The sequence below is a fragment of the Mycobacterium sp. NGS62 genome (assembly GCF_059812285.1).
Map to the genome: position 1 here is coordinate 847,334 of NZ_JCALCK010000001.1, position 17,670 is coordinate 865,003.

Annotated in this window: 17 protein-coding genes and 1 pseudogene; 4 read left to right on the top strand and 14 right to left on the bottom strand. The window is 64.0% G+C overall.

All coding sequences use genetic code 11. From position 1 onward, the window contains the following. Nucleotides 1-460: 460 nt before the first annotated feature. The gene (locus AC5Y49_RS03915) at nt 461-1,600 is read left to right on the top strand and encodes an aromatic ring-hydroxylating oxygenase subunit alpha (protein ID WP_499884442.1); all 1,140 of its coding nucleotides are present in this window, start codon (nt 461-463) and stop codon (nt 1,598-1,600) included. Here AC5Y49_RS03915 and AC5Y49_RS03920 read toward each other — a convergent pair. Continuing rightward, nucleotides 1,597-2,748, bottom strand: a complete 1,152-nt coding sequence (locus AC5Y49_RS03920) for a lipocalin-like domain-containing protein (RefSeq protein ID WP_499884443.1) — start codon at nt 2,746-2,748, stop codon at nt 1,597-1,599. The genes AC5Y49_RS03915 and AC5Y49_RS03920 overlap by 4 nt on opposite strands. A 128-nt stretch (nt 2,749-2,876) precedes the next feature. Between AC5Y49_RS03920 and AC5Y49_RS03925 the strand changes: the two genes are divergently transcribed. Beyond that, entirely contained in the window at nt 2,877-4,343 is a 1,467-nt protein-coding gene (locus tag AC5Y49_RS03925; RefSeq protein WP_499884444.1) for an aldehyde dehydrogenase, read from the top strand. Here AC5Y49_RS03925 and AC5Y49_RS03930 read toward each other — a convergent pair. The 11 genes and pseudogenes from AC5Y49_RS03930 to AC5Y49_RS03980 all read right to left on the bottom strand — a co-directional run bounded on the left by AC5Y49_RS03930 (nt 4,340) and on the right by AC5Y49_RS03980 (nt 13,038). After that, on the bottom strand, nt 4,340-4,912 hold the full coding sequence (locus tag AC5Y49_RS03930) for a maleylpyruvate isomerase family mycothiol-dependent enzyme (protein ID WP_499884445.1): 573 nt from the start codon (nt 4,910-4,912) through the stop codon (nt 4,340-4,342). The two genes, AC5Y49_RS03925 and AC5Y49_RS03930, sit on opposite strands and share 4 nt — an antisense overlap. A 5-nt stretch (nt 4,913-4,917) precedes the next feature. Then, the gene (locus tag AC5Y49_RS03935) at nt 4,918-5,349 is read right to left on the bottom strand and encodes a MaoC/PaaZ C-terminal domain-containing protein (protein ID WP_499884446.1); all 432 of its coding nucleotides are present in this window, start codon (nt 5,347-5,349) and stop codon (nt 4,918-4,920) included. After that, nucleotides 5,346-5,891, bottom strand: a complete 546-nt coding sequence (locus AC5Y49_RS03940; protein ID WP_499884447.1) for an FAS1-like dehydratase domain-containing protein — start codon at nt 5,889-5,891, stop codon at nt 5,346-5,348. The genes AC5Y49_RS03935 and AC5Y49_RS03940 overlap by 4 nt, the downstream gene beginning before the upstream one ends. Beyond that, nucleotides 5,864-6,280 (bottom strand): nuclear transport factor 2 family protein, encoded by a 417-nt coding sequence (locus tag AC5Y49_RS03945; RefSeq protein ID WP_499884448.1) that lies wholly within the window; start codon nt 6,278-6,280, stop codon nt 5,864-5,866. The genes AC5Y49_RS03940 and AC5Y49_RS03945 overlap by 28 nt, the downstream gene beginning before the upstream one ends. Nucleotides 6,281-6,296: 16 nt before the next feature. Next, nucleotides 6,297-7,859 carry an AMP-binding protein gene (locus tag AC5Y49_RS03950; protein WP_499884449.1) on the bottom strand — a complete coding sequence of 521 codons (1,563 nt, stop codon included), beginning with the start codon at nt 7,857-7,859 and terminating at the stop codon, nt 6,297-6,299. Then, nucleotides 7,859-8,968 carry an aromatic ring-hydroxylating oxygenase subunit alpha gene (locus AC5Y49_RS03955; RefSeq protein WP_499884450.1) on the bottom strand — a complete coding sequence of 370 codons (1,110 nt, stop codon included), beginning with the start codon at nt 8,966-8,968 and terminating at the stop codon, nt 7,859-7,861. Before AC5Y49_RS03955 ends, AC5Y49_RS03950 begins: the two co-directional genes overlap by 1 nt. Nucleotides 8,969-9,154: 186 nt before the next feature. Continuing rightward, nucleotides 9,155-9,958, bottom strand: a complete 804-nt coding sequence (locus AC5Y49_RS03960) for an SDR family NAD(P)-dependent oxidoreductase (RefSeq protein ID WP_499884451.1) — start codon at nt 9,956-9,958, stop codon at nt 9,155-9,157. Between the two features lie 35 nt (nt 9,959-9,993). Further along, on the bottom strand, nt 9,994-10,431 hold the full coding sequence (locus AC5Y49_RS03965; RefSeq protein ID WP_499884668.1) for a hypothetical protein: 438 nt from the start codon (nt 10,429-10,431) through the stop codon (nt 9,994-9,996). 75 nt (nt 10,432-10,506) lie between these two features. Beyond that, nucleotides 10,507-10,758, bottom strand: a pseudogene (locus AC5Y49_RS03970) (hypothetical protein); the annotation flags it as partial. Next, nucleotides 10,667-11,812, bottom strand: coding sequence for a sulfotransferase family protein (locus AC5Y49_RS03975; protein ID WP_499884452.1), 1,146 nt, complete (start codon nt 11,810-11,812; stop codon nt 10,667-10,669). The pseudogene AC5Y49_RS03970 and the gene AC5Y49_RS03975, both read right to left, overlap by 92 nt. Beyond that, nucleotides 11,809-13,038 (bottom strand): DUF1214 domain-containing protein, encoded by a 1,230-nt coding sequence (locus AC5Y49_RS03980; protein WP_499884453.1) that lies wholly within the window; start codon nt 13,036-13,038, stop codon nt 11,809-11,811. Before AC5Y49_RS03980 ends, AC5Y49_RS03975 begins: the two co-directional genes overlap by 4 nt. A gap of 393 nt (nt 13,039-13,431) precedes the next feature. Between AC5Y49_RS03980 and AC5Y49_RS03985 the strand changes: the two genes are divergently transcribed. Further along, the gene (locus AC5Y49_RS03985; RefSeq protein WP_499884454.1) at nt 13,432-14,670 is read left to right on the top strand and encodes a cytochrome P450; all 1,239 of its coding nucleotides are present in this window, start codon (nt 13,432-13,434) and stop codon (nt 14,668-14,670) included. Here the strand turns inward: AC5Y49_RS03985 and AC5Y49_RS03990 are convergent. Next, on the bottom strand, nt 14,667-14,858 hold the full coding sequence (locus AC5Y49_RS03990) for a ferredoxin (protein ID WP_499884455.1): 192 nt from the start codon (nt 14,856-14,858) through the stop codon (nt 14,667-14,669). The two genes, AC5Y49_RS03985 and AC5Y49_RS03990, sit on opposite strands and share 4 nt — an antisense overlap. A gap of 148 nt (nt 14,859-15,006) precedes the next feature. Between AC5Y49_RS03990 and AC5Y49_RS03995 the strand changes: the two genes are divergently transcribed. Further along, nucleotides 15,007-15,270 carry a hypothetical protein gene (locus AC5Y49_RS03995; RefSeq protein WP_499884456.1) on the top strand — a complete coding sequence of 88 codons (264 nt, stop codon included), beginning with the start codon at nt 15,007-15,009 and terminating at the stop codon, nt 15,268-15,270. On the opposite strand, the gene AC5Y49_RS04000 is transcribed toward AC5Y49_RS03995, so the two are convergent. Next, nucleotides 15,265-17,652: a CaiB/BaiF CoA-transferase family protein gene (locus AC5Y49_RS04000; protein WP_499884457.1), complete on the bottom strand. Its 2,388-nt coding sequence runs from the start codon at nt 17,650-17,652 to the stop codon at nt 15,265-15,267. The two genes, AC5Y49_RS03995 and AC5Y49_RS04000, sit on opposite strands and share 6 nt — an antisense overlap. Nucleotides 17,653-17,670: the final 18 nt, after the last annotated feature.

Sequence of the window (17,670 nt, forward strand, 5' to 3'; positions counted from 1 at the left end):
CCCTGCTATGTCGCTTCATCTGCTCCCACAAAAGCGCACACTGATGCGGCCACCAGGCAGGCGCGCGCGGCGCCCAACCCCGTCACTGCACGACAGCCCCCCGAGGCCCTCCCTACGCGGCCGGTCCGACATCTATCGGGTGCGCGCGATGCGGGCTGGCTTGACTCTTGGCGCCCAACGCAGGAGATGCCAGCCCCGTGGCAGCGGCGGCAGCTGCGTCGACGTCACCCAATACGGAGGGCAGTCGTCCTCACCTTGGTCGTCTTGACACTGGCGGTGGCCGCAACCTTCATCTTCGTGACGTGGCTCTTCCCAGGTGAGCAACAGCCCCCGTCGTCGGTGACACCCTCCCCTGCTTCTACCGCTACGCCCACCCCATTGCCATCACACGAGCCGGGCCTACGGCTCAAGTAGGTCAGTCCGCCGACCCTACGACCATCGGAAGGTGTGTACTAAGGGTATGGACCGTGACCAGCTCATCGACCTGACCCGGCGTGCGGTGAAGTTGGCCCGGGACAAGACCACCGACCTTGCGCCGGCCGTACATACCGTCGAGGCACGCGATTACACCTCGAGCGACCGTCACGAGCGCGACACTGCGATGCTGCTGGCCAGCCCGCAGCTGGTCGGTTATGTCTCCGAGTTGCCGTCCCCGGGCTCGTACTGCACCAAGACCGTGATGGGGCGCTCAATCTTGCTGACGCGGATCTCTGATGGAACGGTCAAGGCGTTCAACAACGTTTGCTTACACCGGCAGTCGCAGGTGGCGAGTGGCTGCGGTACCGCGAAACGGTTCACCTGTCCCTACCATGCATGGACCTATGACAACGCCGGGCGGCTGGTAGCGGTGCCCGGTCGCGAAGGCTTTCCAACTGTGGATGTGAAGTCGGACGGGCTCACCGAGTTGGCGGCCACCGAGTTTGCCGGATTCCTTTGGGTATCACTCGAGCCGGGCGCAACGCTAGATGTCGCCGGACATCTGGGTTCACTGGCCGAGGAACTCGACTCGTGGGGCATCGGACGGTGGTCCCCGTTGGGCGAAAAGGTGCTCGACTCGCCGATCAACTGGAAGCTGGCTGTCGACACCTTTTCGGAGAATTACCATTTCGCCACCGTGCACCGCCAGACGTTCGCCACCATCGCACGCAGCAACTGCACGGTGTTCGATGCGTTCGGCCCGCACCACCGGTTGATTTTTCCGCTCAACTCAATCCTCGATCTGGAGAACGTTCCCGAAGACCAGTGGGACCCGTTCCAGAACATGGTGGTGATCTATGCGCTGTTTCCCAACATCGTGTTGTCGGTGACCATCGCCAATGGCGAGCTGTTTCGCATCTACCCAGGTGACAAACCGGGCAGATCGATTACCGTTCACCAGAACTCGACACCGCTGGACCTCGCCGACGAATCCGTTGCCGCCGGCGCGCAAGCTGTCTTCGACTACGCACACGCCACGGTGCGGGACGAGGACTACCGACTTGTGGAAGGCTTGCAAGCCAACCTCGAGTCCGGTGTACGCGATCAGGTGTTGTTCGGCCGCAACGAGCCCGGCCTGCAACATCGTCACCTCAACTGGGCGGAGGCGCTCGCCTCGTTCTAGGCGTGAACCTCGGTCAGTTCCCAGTCGCGGTAGAGCGCCAGCGAGCGCTCGTAGAACCCGAAGCCGCTCACCGGCTCTCCGTGGAAGGTGCCGTGATAGCGGTATGGCCCCTCCATGTATTCGATCGGCAAGGCATGCGCCGGGGCGGCCACCAGCGGCTCGCCCACCAGATCCAGTTGCAGTGTGGCGCAGCTGAGGCGGTGGCGATCGGGCATGAACCGGTCGGTGGCCAGCGGCGGGACCAGTGGGCGAACTGAATCCGGCCAGCGCACATAACTCTCGACGACGACCTCGACATCCTCGGCGCACTGCGGCTGATCTTCTGGATAGCTGGCCGTCACGCCCGAGAACGGTTGCAGGGCATTGTTGTTGATGCGGTCGAACTGTCGCCAGATGCTCAAATCCACACCGTTGTCCAGGTTGATCGTGCGCCATTCGTGTGAGCGGGCGCGTGGATCTCCGCCGGTCCCCCCTCCGCCCGCGTAGCGGGGAAACCATTGTCGATCGACGTGACCGGCGCTGCCGGTGACCTGTTCGCGAACGTCGCCCCAGCGCAGGCTTCCGGTCATCGCCATCCGGGTCTGGAAATACGAATACGTGTCGTGCTGGCCGAAACAGGCGATGCGCCCGTTGTATGTTGACGCGCCCAGCGGAACCGGCGCTCGGGTCGGTGTGACGGTCAAATCCAGCGCCATCGTCTGACCCGCCTGGTCCGTGCCGACCAAATTCAGTCGATAGGTGTAGGGCAACAGTTCACCGTCGTCGCCGCGGCAACTCGTCCACGCCGCGGCGCCGGCGCTGCTTCGGTATTGAACGTCGAGATACCCGGCGGTGGCCGACAACTTGGGGGGCGCGTCCGTATTCACGTTGGCCGGCGGCATGTCGTAGTCGGTATAGGTTCCGTATGTCCCTGCGTCACAGTCGAACAGCGCCATGGTGTAGAAGTCGGCGACCACCGTCCCACCGGGACGGTTCTTGTTGAAGATGGTCAGAAACGCAAATGATCGCCCAGTTGCCGCGGTCAGTTCCCCGGCGATGAACCAAGTATCCGACTCGTGGTCAGTGTGCTGCCCTTCGGCGGCGGGGAATTCCAGCATGCTGTCGTCGGGCACCAACTGGAACGGGTAGCCACGCCAGTCGGATTTCACGGCAGCCTCACTCGGTTCTTGCGGCGCCCCGCTGCACCCGGCTTCGCAGCACGCACGATCGCCTGTTGGTCTGTTTTTTTGCTATGTTAGCAGCAATAGCAGATTTGACCTCCCCGAGGTGGTGCCCGATGACGGAACACCGTTCGTATGACGAGCTTTTCATCGGCGGGCGCTGGCGCAAACCCGCGACCGGAGAGCGGCTGACGGTCATCTCGCCGCATTCCGAAGAGCCGGTCGGCCAGGCTCCGTGCGCCGGCCCAGAGGATGTCGGCGCGGCGGTGACCGCGGCCAGGCAGGCCTTCGACCATGGGCCGTGGCCGCGGCTCGACCCGGGTGAGCGGATGGCCAAAGTCGAGCAACTCGCCGCAATCTATGCCGGCCACATCGACGAGATGGCCGATCTGATCACCGCCGAGATGGGTTCGCCGCGCAGCTTCAGCCGGTTGGGCCAGGCGGCCGGGGCGGCGTCGATGATGCACCTCGCGCTGGCGGCCGCGCGCGACTTTCCGTGGGCCGAGCGCCGCCAAGGTGTGCTCGGCGAAGTACATCTGCGCCGGGCGCCGGTCGGGGTGGTGGGCGCGATCGTGCCCTGGAATGTGCCGCAGTTCTTGATCATGCCCAAGCTGATTCCCGCCCTGATCGCGGGCTGTACCGTCGTCGTCAAACCGGCGCCGGAAACGCCCTTGGACGCACTGTGGTTGGCTGAGATGCTCGAGCAGGTGGAGCTGCCTGAGGGTGTGGTGTCGGTGATCACCGGCGGCCGCGACGTCGGCGAGGCGCTGGTTCGTCATCCCGGCGTGGACAAGATCGCGTTCACCGGGTCGAGCGCCATCGGCCGTCGCATTGCCGCGATCTGCGGCGAGCAACTCAAACGCGTCAGCCTGGAGTTGGGCGGCAAATCGGCGGCGATCATTCTCGACGACGCCGACATCGGCAAAACCGTCGCCGGACTCAAAACCGCCGGCCTGATGAACAACGGACAGGCTTGCGTGGCGCAGACCCGCATCCTGGTGAGCGAGCGGCGCCGCGACGACGTCCTCGACGCGTTGGCCGAAATGATGTCGGGTCTGCAGGTCGGCGATCCGGCCGATCAGACGACCGATGTCGGCCCGCTGGTGGCTCAACGCCAACAACATCGGGTGCAGGACTACATCCGCTCGGGAATCGAAGAGGGCGCCCGCATGGTGCTCGGCGGCAAGGACAGCCCGAGCGATCGCGGCTGGTATGTGCAACCAACGCTGTTCGCCGACGCCACCAACGACATGCGCATCGCGCGTGAAGAGATCTTCGGTCCGGTGCTGACGGTGCTGACCTACCGCGACGAGAACGACGCGCTGCGTATCGCCAACGACAGCGACTACGGGCTGGCCGGATCGGTGTGGACCGCCGATGTCGCCCACGGCTTGGAAATCGCCGCAGGTGTGCGCACCGGCACCTACGGAATCAACATGTACACGCTCGACATTGGCGCTCCGTTCGGCGGTTTCAAGCAATCCGGCATCGGACGTGAGTTCGGTCCGGAGGGTCTGGCCGAATACGTCGAGTTGCAGACGGTGGTCAGCAAGGGGGTGATGCCGCCGCTGTCCGCGTCTTAGTCCATCGGTTGCCACGCGGGATCGCGGCCGAGCCGAGCAAGAAGTCTCGACTGCGCATCGGCCTGATCGTTGACATCAACTGGTGCATTGAACATCCCTGATGCGGTCAAAGCCTCGGGATCATCCGGCAGTTCCGCGTAGAAGTGCTCGCACCAGCGAAGGTCGAGCCGGTCATCGGCTCCTACGGCGCGAGCGAGGTCCCAGGTGTGCACCACGACATCGCGGGTCAGGTTCGGCACCAGCGCGCGTGCGTCCAACCGCGTCGCCGGATTGCTGCCCACCGCGGGTACGTCAACGACGCGTTGGAACAGCCCGGCAGCAAACGCCTGTTCCAGGTGGTCGTAGGTCAGCGCCCACCGAACCTGCGGGTCGTTCCGCGGCCGCTCCGGCTTCAGGCCCAGTGGCCGTAGCAGTAGCGCGTCGTGAAAACCGATGACGTGCTCGAGCACTCGTCTGGCATCCCAGGCATCACACGGGGTGCGACGATCCCAATTACCGTCCGCAGCGCGAACCGCCTCGCCAAATCTACGACACACCGCTAAATGCAGGTTTCCTCCGCCATGGACCATCTCGGTTATCCCGGTACCTGCAACGTGAGTTCGACCGGACAGCACAGCTCACCGTTCTGGTTGATCACGTCGATCTGTAGATCCACCAGGTAGCGGGGCGGGTCTACGGTGGTGTCGCAGCGCTTGGCGACGACGCGACCGCGCCCGACCATGCTGTCCCCCGCATAGATGGAACCGGTCAGCGTCATCTTTCGGCGCACCACCCGGCTGTGCGGGCCGGCCCAATCGGTGGCCATCCGGTCGGCGAAGCCGGCGAGGTGCATGGTGTTGACGAAAATTGTTGGGTGACCGTGGCTTTTGGCGTAGCCAGGGTCGAAGTGGCCGGGGAAATAATCCCAGGTCGCACCGGAGTTCATCACCACACGCTGGTAGTCGATCTCGTCGACCACCTCCGGCAGCTCGAGCGGGACGCTGAGTTGCTGCCATTGCACACTCACGGCGTCCGCTCAGGGGTGAAGCGGAACAATGTGTTTCGGTTGCGGGCCACCACCGCACCGTCCTGCCGGCTGAAAGTGTCGAGCGTCTCGACGAAATGGCCGACGCCGAGCCTGGTCCGCTTTTCCGGCGACACCGATACCACCTGCTCGACGACGGTCAATCGATCCCCCTCGACGATCGGCAGCAAAAACTCACCTTCGTTGGCGGCGTTGATGAACGTGGTGCCCGGCAGCGGTACCCGTAGCGCAATCGCTGACACTCGCGGTCCGTCGGTGGGTTCCCATGGCGGTGGGGTCAACCATCCCATCAGCAGCCCCGGTGGAGCCAACAGCCCTCCCCAGGTCTCGCCGGCGAAGTCGGTGTCCCAGTACGACGGATTACCGTCACGGACCATCGAGGCGAACAACTGGATTCGCGCGGCACTGATCACGGCTTCTGCCGTGCGTGGCTCGGCTGACGTGCCCACCATCCGCAGCGCGTCCTCATAGCTGCCAAAGGCGAGTTGGGGGATCATCACACGTGGGCGGGCGTCGAATCCCATTGCAGCTCACGGGAAGCGAAGTACCAGCCACCGCGCTCGTAGACCAGTCGGTCGCGATAGGTGCCGGTGGCCAGCAGCGTGCTGACACCATCGTCGCCCACCGCGAACAGCAGCGCGACGCAGCGCTGGGTTGCCTCGACGCCATCGACATTGATCTCGTGGTCTACGCAGACCAGTCGCTGCCCGCCACCACCGTCGAAACCAGCGGCTAGATCGTTGAACTGTTCACCGCTGCGAGTGAAACTTGCCCCGGAATGGCGGAACGTCGCAATCCAGCCATGGCGGTCGCCGTCGGAATAACACCGGTTGTGGCGTGCGGTGAGATCCAATATCGCGGCGCGACCCGCAACACCGTCCAGTACATACTGTTGCTGATAGGTCATAGTCATCGTGGTTCTCCCAATGTCATCGGCTGACGATGTATCCGTGGCTTTCGCGGTCCCAGACCCCGGGCCGCAGACCTCGGGCGCGCAGTACGTCTTTGCGTACCCGCCCGATAATGGTCTTGGGGATGTCGTCGACGACCTCGACGTAGCGCGGTATGCAGAAGTACGGCATCCGCACCGAGCAGAAGTCCAGCAGTTCGGTGTAATCCAACGACGACTGTGGTTCCAGTCTCACGATCAGCAGGATGTCGTCCTCGCCCAGCTCGCTGGGCACCCCGACCGCGGCGGCCTCGGCGATTACCGGGTGGGCCATGACCGTGGTTTCGATTTCGACCGACGAGATGTTCTCGCCGCGCCGGCGCAGCGAATCCTTCAGCCGGTCCAGGTAAGTCAGGTTGTGGTTCTCATCGAGCACGCCGAGGTCTCCGGTGCGAAACCACTCAGGGTGCGACTGGACCGTTCCGTCGGAGTCGATATACCCCTCGCTCATCACGTACGGAAAACGGCCTCGGCACGCGATTTCGCCCACCTCGCCGGGCGGCAGCGGATCGCCGTTCGCGTTCAGGATCGCGACGTCGAAGCTCGGGTTCGGCCGGCCCGACGTACCGGGCACCCCGTCGTCGTCGACAGCTTTGACCGCGATCGGGAAGGCCTCGGTCATGCCGTACATCGTGACAACACGGCAACCGTAGCGCGTTTCGATGTCGCGATAGATTGCGGCGTCGATCGGCGCCGCGGAAATGAACCGCAGCGGTAACTGCGCGTCACGCGGGTCTGGCGGTTGATTCCACAGCATCGACACCATCGCTCCGGCACCCGCGAAGCCGATGGCACCGCATGCTCGGACCTCGTCCCATACCGTCGCCGGGTGAAAAGCCGACGCCAGCACAGTGGTGCCGCCGACCAGCATGGGTGCCAGCACCATCGGGGCCGCGCTGAGATGAAACAGCGGCATGGCGCTCCACAACACCTCGCCCGCACGGAACTTCCACGCGGATGCAACTGTCGACGCCGCGGTGAACAAGTAGTGCCAGCTGGTGGCAACGGCTTTCGATGGGCCAGTGGTGCCCGAGGTGAAAAACAGCGACCCGACCTGTCGGGCTCCGCCCGGATGGCCGGTCGGTTGCCCGGTCCGATTCAGCACGGCATCAAGCGTCTCGCCCCGGACCAGAATTCCTTTCAGCTTCGGCAGCCGGTCGGCGACCTCATCGACGCGCGCACGTCTTTCGGCATCGGTGATGATCGCCTGCGCCTGTGACAACCGAAGTGCGTGCAGTAGGAACTCGCCTTTGTTGGCGGCGTTCACTGCGGCGGTCACCGCGCCGATCCGTGCGGCGCCCAGCCAGAAGTAGATCCATTCCGGGCAGGTCGCGGTGAACAGTGCGACGCAATCCCCGCGGCCAATACCCATGTCGTGCAGGAGGTTCGCTGCCGCGCAGGACCGCTGGCGCATCTGCTCGAAGGTCACCGGGTTGCCGGCGATCGATATCATCACCCGGTCGGGGTACTGCTGGGCGCGACGATCGAGCACCGCTGGCACGCTGAATTCCGCCACACCGAACTCAGCGGGCCCGGCGGGCATCAGGCGTCCGCGGCCGCCGGGTCGGGCTGACCGTCGGAGGTGTACCCGAAGTCATCAGGCGCGCGGTGTTCGCCCGGATAGAAGCGGTGTGCCCAACGACGCAGCGCGGCATAGTCATGCGCTTCTTCGGGTGCGAGATTGGGCTTTTCCAGATACTTCATGTTCTCCCAGGTGAAGAAGTCCTGCTTGATGACTTCTTGTTGCAGCGCAAGGAATCTCGCGGCACGCCCGCTGGGCGCATCACCGGTGTCGCCGGGGTCGCGCACCGATGCCTGGGTGTAGAAGTAGTCGGTGTAGTCCTCGTCGACCGGTGTCTGCCCGGTGACTTGGATGGTGGCGACCAGCTCGCTGGGAAACCGTACGACCCCCAGGCCCAGCGAGTAGTTGTCGTAGATGATTTTGGCGTCGACCGGGCCGTTAGGGGTCAGCCAGGTCTGGGCACGGCCGCCGCCGAAGTGGGCGTTGACGGTGGCGTGCAGATGGTAGCCGGACACCTCGAACGAGGCAGTGTTGGCCGGGTTGGCGGCCTTGTGCACGTACTGCACGTGGTAGGGGTCGGCAGCGTTCTCGATGATCATCTGTGCGTGCACCTTGACCCGGTTGAGCATCCGGCTATGCGGGTGCAGAGGGTAGTACTCGTCGGTCTCCAATTCGGCCAGCACCGGCGGCTGCCAGTACGGCAACCGGCCATGCCGCTCGTGCCAGACCAGGATGAAGCCGTACCACTCGACACTCGGGTAGGTGCGAATGCGGACGTTTTGCTTGCAGCCGATCTTGCTGTACGGGATCAGCGCATTAGTTCCGTCGCCGCGCCAGTGCCAACCGTGCCAGGGGCAGACGATGTTCTCGCCCTCCACCGTGCCGCCGACGCCCATGTTCGCGCCCAGGTGCTGGCAGTATGCGTCCAGCACATGCACGTCGCCGGATTCGGTGCGAAACAGCACCAACTCCTCGCCGAAGTAGTGCACCCGCTTGACGTCTCCGGCGGCCAGGTCGGAGGCGAAGCCGACGATGAACCACCCGGTCGGAAATCGGTACTTCGACAGCGCAATACCGGTTGGCCCGAATTCGCGTTCAGATGGGTCTGCGTCCGAAACCGTGTGCGTCACTGCCTCTCCGCTCTCACACAACCTGGCGATAAATTTGGTGGCCCTTCGACCACCCCCGCGGCCGCCCGGCGGCTTCACATCGAGCGTACGCACGACAAATGCCCACATCCATGGGCCTTGCTAGTGACCTATTTTTGCTATTTTAGGTATTCTAAGTCAACACCTCGGCGACCTCCAGAGCGCACGTCAGACAAAGTCTGAGCCGCCATCGACATTGACCGTCGCGCCCGTCACGTATCCGTTGCGTCGGGAAGCCAGATAGGTGGTGATGGAGGCGATTTCCTCGGGTAGCCCGGCCCGGCCAAGGTCACATGGCTGATGGAAGTTGTCGTCGATCCACTTCATCACGTCGGTTGGATTTGCGGCGTCGAGCCCGTCGGCCGCGAGGACATCTTTGAGAACCTCGGTGAAGCTCGCGGTCACGATGGTCCCCGGGCACACGCAGTTCACTAAGATGCCATCCTTGGCCAAGCTTTTCGACAGATTCTTGGTCACGCTGCTCAACGCCGCTTTCGAGGCGGTATAGGCGACGATGCGCGGGTTTTGCCGTTGGATCGAATGCGCGGACAATGTCACGATGCGCGCCCAGTCGGCGGCTCGCAGCATAGGCAGTGCGGCGCGGATCGATCTCACGCCCGACATGGTGCCGAGGGCGAAGGCCGCGTCCCAATCTGAATCGTCCATCTGCTCGAAGTACCCATCCGCCGGGCCGATCGTGTGGACCAAACTGTTGAATTCGCCCCAACGCTGGGCGACGACCCCGAACGCGGCAGCGATCGAATCGGCATCGGACATGTCGACACTGATTCCGACGGCGTCGGGCGCTCCCGCCCGCTGCAGGGATTCCACCGCGGCGTCTAGCGCCGCTTTCCCTCTTGCCATGACCGCTACGCTCGCACCTTCTGAGGCGAGCGTCTCGGCAATGGCCAGTCCCATTCCCTTACTGCCGCCTGTGACAACGGCTTTCGAGCCGGCCAAACCCAGATCCATGACGTCTCCTCGAGTCGATGTTTGCCGTGGTTGAGTCAGTCCTGGCCGATAACCGCCGCGATCAGTGCAGGCGGGGCGCCCAGGCCGCTCAAGCAGAAGCGCTGGGCCACTTTCCGGATTTTGCCGCGATGGCAATTTCCGGTAGCCCATTGCCGTTCGAGGCAGGCCCAGATGGCGCCCTGCAACAACTCCGCATCGGTCACCGGATCGATGTCGGTGAAGATCCCCTGCTGCTTGCCAAGCTCGAGCTGCTCGATGAGCGGCGCCAGCATCTCCCGGTATGCCGGGCTCACCGCCTCAGGCGCGGCAAACATCTGCGTTTGGGCCTCCAGAGACAGGGTGCGAAGGTCGGACCGGACATCGTCGTCAAAAGCCAGATCGAGCCGCCCGTCGATCCATGCTGCCACCGCATCAACCGGATTCGATGCCGATCCCATCTTGCGGCGTAGTCGGAGCCTTTCGACGCGAGCCATCTCCAGGAAGATGACTTGAACCAATTGGTCTTTCGAGTCGAAGTGCCGGTAAAACGCGCGGGTTCCCAGCTTCGCACGGCTCAGCACCTCCGCGACGGTCAGTTCGCGGGCTCCTTGTTCCCGAATGATTTTCGAAGCGGCGGATACCAGGGCGATCCGTTCGCCCGGGCTCGCGTTCGGCGCCCGTCGTTTTCGTCTCGGGACCCCAGTTTCAACCGCCCCGGAGGCTATCGAATCAGGCGGTGGCATCGTAGGTCGCGAGGTACTCGGTGAAGCGTTCCCGAACGCGCTCGGGCGTGAGACCATAATCAGAAAGCTGGTATTCATGTGCTCCGCGAGATCCCGGCGTGTGTTCAGCAGCCCATTGCTGCACTGTTCGGCGGGTGGCGTCGGTGAAGGTCAGACCGAGCCGCTGGTAGCTGTTCTTCAGTGTGTTGACCGGATCGGTCTGCAGCTCGGCGAATGACACGTCGGCAAAGCGGTCGTCATCGTTCCGCCTGCGGAAATCCATCGCGCGCCGGACCCCTTCTGCCCAGCACTCGAGTTGCTCGGCGCCGAGTTCCTCAGCGTCATCGCGGTCACTGCTCCAGCCGCGGACATACCGAATCAGACTGCACACCGATGCCAGCACTTTAGCCGGATCGCGATGACTCCACATGAATTTGGCATTCGGGTATGCCGCGACGAGCGCGTCGAGTGAGAACATGTGTACGGGTGTCTTGAGGTGCCACAGCCTGGGTGGACAGTGCCATTGCAGGAGTTTGAGGACTCGTCGGTGATAGGTGTAGGTCTCGCACATGTCGCACGTCAAAACCCACTCCAGGTATCTCGGCACCCGGACAACACCGTCGAAATGTACCGTGCGAAAACTCATTCCCATGAGGTCCTGACATTCGGTCGCCGCGGTCGCTTCCGAGTTGTACAGAGTTTCCATGAGCGGAAACATCTCGTAGAGCATGGTGAGCCCGGCCTCGGCCGCTGCAATGCGGGCGTCACTATGTTGGGTGGTCGCCTCAGGCGGCGGTGTGGGGGCCTGCGACTCCCACATCCGCAATGAACGGAACTGGGGATCGGCTCCTACTAGCTGGCTCAAAGCCGTTGTCCCCGTGCGCGGCAAACCGATGATGAAGACCGGTCCTTCGACGACCTCGTTGTCGATCTCCGGATGCTGCTTGTAGGTGTCTTCAATCTTCAGGCGCTGTATGAGGGCATTGCTGATGGTCGCGTGCTGGATCACCTGCCCGAGCTCGTTGAGGCCGGCCTCGGTGTTCAACGCCTCGACAGTGCGCTCCAAGCCTTCGCGGTAGTAGGGCGAACCGAAGTCGTCCAGACCCGTTGCAGCGCGAGCGCCATCCTCGAGTTCATCAACCGAAAAGCTCACCATGCGAACCTGTCGTGTACGGCGCGGCGGCGTGCTGTGACAATTGCCGCCCGCTCCTCGGCCGTGACCATTGTGGTGTCTGCAGGAAGCGCCGACTCGAGGTCGTCGAACTTCACCACTCGGGTGGCCGGCGTCGGAGCTGTGTCGGTGCGCACGCAACGCAGGATCATCGCGCCGTTGCTGTAACCGGCGGTATCGAGCCAATTCGCAACCCCGGGGTCGCGCGAACACACGACCACCCGGAGAAGCCCGTCCGAGTCGATAACTGCTTGGTGAGCATTGAGGCTTGATTGGTGCCGGCCGTAATGGATTGTCTCCCACCAGGGATTGCCCAGCGAGTAGCTCCAGTAGACGCCCGTGGGCGGTTCCACCTCGAGAATCAGCGCTTCATCCGGCGCCAGCTCCCAGCGGCCGATGACAGGCCGGTTTTCCGCCGCCCCGCCGACCGCGGAAAGGTTCATGGGTGCCAGAAACCCGTTGGCGGTCGGTGTGCTACCCCAGTCATGGAAGAACTTCAGGTTGTCATGCACGAACTCGCCCAGTGCCACCAACTGCCGGGAGACCACCACATCATGATTGATCGGTGAAGCATTGCGCTGCGCGGTTACGCCGACCCGTTCGATCCGCAGCGAAGACGGCACCTCGGTGTTCCAGTCGTAGAAGAAGTGGCGGACAACCAAAGTGGGGCTGTCACCGTCGATCTGCATCCAGTTACCGTCGTGCTCGTCCGCTGAGATGATGACGTCGAAGTCGCCGTCTGCACCTACCTCGAGCTCATCGACCAAGACGTTCGTGGTTGCGACGATCCCGTTCATGGTCTGCAGTCCGACATAACGGGCAGTGCCGCGGTTACCGAATAAGCGATACGTCTCTCCGCCACGCAGCATCGCGCGGGAGTAGATCGCGTCCGGGCAGTCCATGCCCCACGTCAGAGCGTCGTCGGTAGATGTCCGTGAAACACCAAGGACCGGATCTGGATCGAATCGCAGCGCCTCGTCGATCCCCATTGCCAGCAGGACCAATAGGTGTCGCATTCCCGACGCCAGATCGAGCTGGTTCCGGGCGAACGGACTGCCCTTCACAAGTTGTGACGCTGCTTTCAACCGGTCGAGGAGATGCTCCCAGGCGTGCGCCACGTCGAGGTCGTCGTTGCCGCCGCCAGCTGCATAAGACGCCTCAGCGATGGAAAACGGCAACCACGACAGCTTCTGCGGCCCGCCCGTCATCCGCGCAGCCCACCCTCGGACATCGTGGGGCCCTTCTACGAAAACGATGTTTTCACTTAAGACCAGTGAACTATCACACTCACAGCCCACAACTGTCAATGGGTTCCGTGATCTACCGCTGTAGGCCGAACGGAATGCGCGCGAAAGTAGTGTCGTTGCATATGTATCTGCTCATGCACCGACAACCGAGGAAACAGACAACTAAGGGCGCTCCAGCGTGTCTGGGATGCGCAGGAGACGCATCAGTAAAGTTGAGCAAATCAACCCACTAATTGGTGCGGAGGGCTGGCCAGGCGGCCCGGTGAGCCCTATTATGCTTAAATAGCAAAGATTGCGGTCTTGGCGCTCGCCATGGCTGTGGCCGCGACGCACTAGATGGGTGACCCCAGAACCATGACGACAGCCGAGCTGGATCTGTCAGATTTCGCTCTGTGGCATAACGGCTTTCCGGACGTGCTGTTCACTGACCTACGAGGCAACCGCCCGCTTTTCCGGCACGACCTCACGCCCGGTGCCGCCAAGATGGGTGTTCAACGCGAATTCTGGATGACCACCAAGCATCGCCATGCCGTGCGCATCCATCGCGACGCCGACTCATTCACGGCCAAGGACGGCCCACTGATCCAGCCGCTCGACACGTTCTCGTCGTATCCGACGATCATCAACATGGACCCGCCGGAACTCAACAAGCGCCGCAAGCTCATCTCGAGCGCGTTCACGCCACGGGCGATCGCCCAACTCGAGGACGGCATCCGAGCCCGGGCCGCGCGGATGATCGACAACCTACTGAGCCGCGGCGGCGGTGATTGGATCGCCGACGTCGCCGACGCTCTGCCGATGACCGTGATCGGCGACATCATCGGCATGCCCGACGAGGATCGGCCCCGCATCTTCGACGCCTTCGACCGCATTCTGACCGCCCGCTCGCCGAAGACCCGACTGTCGCAGCAAGAAGAGCTCGACCTCTACGCCACCATCTTCGGCTATGCGCTCGACCTCACCGACCAGAAGCGGCGCAATCCCGCCGACGACATCTGGAGCACGCTGGCTTCAGCGGTGATCACCGGCGAGGATGGGGAGCAATTCCGGTTGCCCCCCAACGAACTCGAGATCTTCTTTTTCGTATTGGCCTTCGCCGGCAGCGACACCACCAAGAACGCGTTGGCCGCCGGACTGCAGGCATTCGTCGCCAACCCCGAGCAGATCGAGCGCTACCGCGACGACGAGACGGTGCGGGCGAGCGCTGTGGAGGAAGTGCTGCGCTGGGCGACACCGGTGGCCTACTGGACGCGGACCACCAAGGTCCACATCGAGATGGACGGCCAGCACATCCCCGCAGGCGAGCGCATCGTGTCGATGCTGCGCTCGGCCAACCGCGACGAAGAGATTTTCGAGGAGCCGTTTCGCTTCGACATCGGCCGTCAGCCCAACCCGCACGTGGCGTTCGGCGGCGGCGGACCGCACCACTGCCTGGGCGCGATGCTGGCGCGCGCCGAGTTGCGCGCCGTGTTCGACGAACTGCTGTTGCGTTGCGACAACATCGAGTTGGGGCCGGCCACCGTGGCCTACCCCAGCCTGGCCACCAACATGTCGATCTACGACGAGATGGCGATCTCGCTGAGAGCGCGTTAGTCGACGATCCGCAAGGCCGCCTTCGGGCACTGGTCGACTGCGGCACGAACGTCGATCTCCAAGTGCTCGGGCACCGGGCCCTCGGCGATCTGTACGACCTCCGCGTCGCCGATCTCGAATACGTCAGGCGCTAAAGACTCGCAGAAGCCGTTGGCCTCACACAACGACTCGTCGACGGTTACTCGCATCGAGTTGCTCCTAGTCTGGGTCCGTCGCTCACTTCACCATCATCGAGGATATTGGCAGAAGCCACAATGAGCGGCAGGGCAGGTGCATAACCGCTGCTCAAGGCGGTTTGCATCGTTCGGTAGCTTTCCTAAAGAGTAGAGTTGCGGCATGACAACGCCGATCGCGAAGAAGGGCAAACCGACGAATCCAAAACCGGGGCTGCCGGACGAGTCCACCGGACGCGGGCTGGCGCGCTTGCGGGAAATGAACCTGGGAATTCAGACCCAGCCCTTGCGGGAGATGCGGCTGGAACTGAACCTCGACGTGCACGTCGTGTACTTCGGCATCCGGGTCCCGGTCGCCGGCGGCAAAACGCTTCGCATCCCGGTGATGTTGACCGCCAAACCCACGTTCAACTCGCCCGCGTCATAGCCCCTTGGGCCTCGTCCCGATCACGCCGGCCGACCTCAGACGGGCGAGGTCAGCGTCGGTGAGTCCACACCGGTCGCGCAATATTTCTTCGTTGTGCTCGCCGAGGGTCGGCGGAGCGCTCAACAGCCAGCGGCGTTGCCCGCTAAGCGGGGCGAACGGCGGACGTGGATACCAGCCGGTGCCGGTGCGCGGGTGATCTAACGCCTCGAAGAATCCCCGCTCGATCAGTTGCGGATTCTCGGTCACCAACGACGGCGACACGACCGGTGCGGCAGGAAGGCCCGCCCCCGCCAATTGCTCCACCACGGAGCGCAACTCCTGGCCGGCGAACCAGTCGGCCAGCCGACGATCGATCTCGTCGCCCCGCTCCCGGCGGTCGGCGACCATGACTAGGCCGGGGTCGTCGCACCAGGCCGGTCGACCCATCAGCTCGACCAGCGCCCGCCACTGCCCATCAGTGCTCACGGTGACCGCAATCCAGGCATCGTCCCCGAGGCAGCGGTAAAGGTTTTGGATCGCCCAGCTGTGACCGCGGTTGCCCTGACGGCTCAGCGTCACGCCGAACACCTCGGCTTCCATCGGCTGAATCGCGGTGGCGTTCAACACCGTTTCAACCATCGGCAGCTCGACGAGTTGGCCGGCCCCGGTGCGTTCCGCGAATCCCAGAGCCGCCAGCACGGCGAACGCGGCGTGAATACCGGCCAGCGGATCGCAGGCGCCGCGCGGCGGGACCGGCGGGCCGTCGGGCAGTCCGGTCACCCAGGCCAAGCCGCCGATCTGCTCCATGGTGGGCGCGAAACCGACCCGGTCGCGCCACGGTCCGTCAAGTCCGAACGCCGGCATCCGGGCAACAACCAGCTTCGGGTTGACGGCCAGCAGCACCTCTGCGGTAAGCCCGAAGTGGTCCATCACCCGCGGCGAGAAGTTCTCGATCACGACGTCGGCACCAGCCACCAGCGTCGTGAACTGGCGACGGCCCTCGTCCGACTCGAGATCGAGGGTCACCGAGCGCTTGTTGGTGTTCATCGCGTGAAACACCCAGCCGTACTCCCACCAGTCCTCGACGTCGGTGCGCATCCCGCCCGAGTACCGGATGCCGTCCGGACGTTGGATCGACTCCACCTTGACCACGTCGGCTCCGAACGCGGCCAACAGATGCGTCGCGGCGGGCCCGGCCCAGAACGCGGTCAGGTCAACCACCCGGACACCATCGAGTGGCAACCGGTGATCCGCCTGCCGCGTACCGGGTTCGCGCGTGGGCCAGGGTGATTCGCCGTTCGCCTCGCCGAGGCCAGGTGTGCCGCGCACCGGCGCCGGCTGGCACCGCGACATCAACCAAGGCGGGCGCGGCTGATGAAACCCGGCCGGGTTGCGCACGAACGCTGCGCGCTGGGTCACGTAGTCCAGGTCGCGGATGGTCGAGCCGTTGCCCAATGCGGCGATCGGCAACCGGAACAGCTGCCCGAGTTCGACGATCTCGTCGACGCTGCGCTCGGCAAACCACGGACCGATCCGGTCGCGAATCAGATCACGGTATTCCCACCGGCCGATCTGGAACCGCAGCTGCGGGATTTCGGTCAGCTCCGGGCAGTCCACCATCGCAGCGAAATCGAGCCACTGCTGGCCGGTGACCATGGTGATGCCCACGTAGCCGTCCTTGGCCGCCTCGATCGACGGCACCTCGACGGTACGCGTGACCGGTGGCACCTGCAGCAACTGCGAGTGCAGCCATTCACCGCTCTGCATCAGCGTCATCGCTTCGAGCATCGAAAGGTCAAGGTGCTCACCGGCTCCGCCGCGCTCGACCCGGCGGCGCAGCGCCAGCGCGCCGAACGCGGCGAACACCCCGCCCATGTACTCCCCCACGTCGCCGCCGATCGCGATCGGCGGCCCGGCCGGGTCACCGCGGAACCCGGGCGAGCCGGCCCACGCCTGCAGGGTGAATTCGCTGGCGGCGCGCTCGGCGTACGGGCCGCTCCATCCGAAGTCAGAGATGGTGACCAGTACGACATGCGGACACTCGGCCAGCAAATGTTGCGGGTCGATGCCCAATTCGTTCGCCTGCGACCGGCTGGCGGCCAGCACCACAATGTCGGCGCCGGCGAGTTCAGCGTGGATTCGGCTGTCGCCGGGCGGCAGCATCAGACTGCGCTTGCCTGCGTTGAGGTAGCCGAACAGCGGTGCGTCGGTCCCGTCCGGAACCGGCGAACGGCTGGCACTGAACCGCCGGATCGGATCCCCCTGCGGCGCCTCGATTTTACGGACATCCGCGCCGGCGTCGATCAACAGCTTCCCGCAATAACTGCCGGCAATCCGATCACTGATTTCGACGACGCGCAGGTCGGCCAACGGTGTCGGACGACGGTCCGGCCTCTCGTCCACCTGGCTATTGTGCCATTA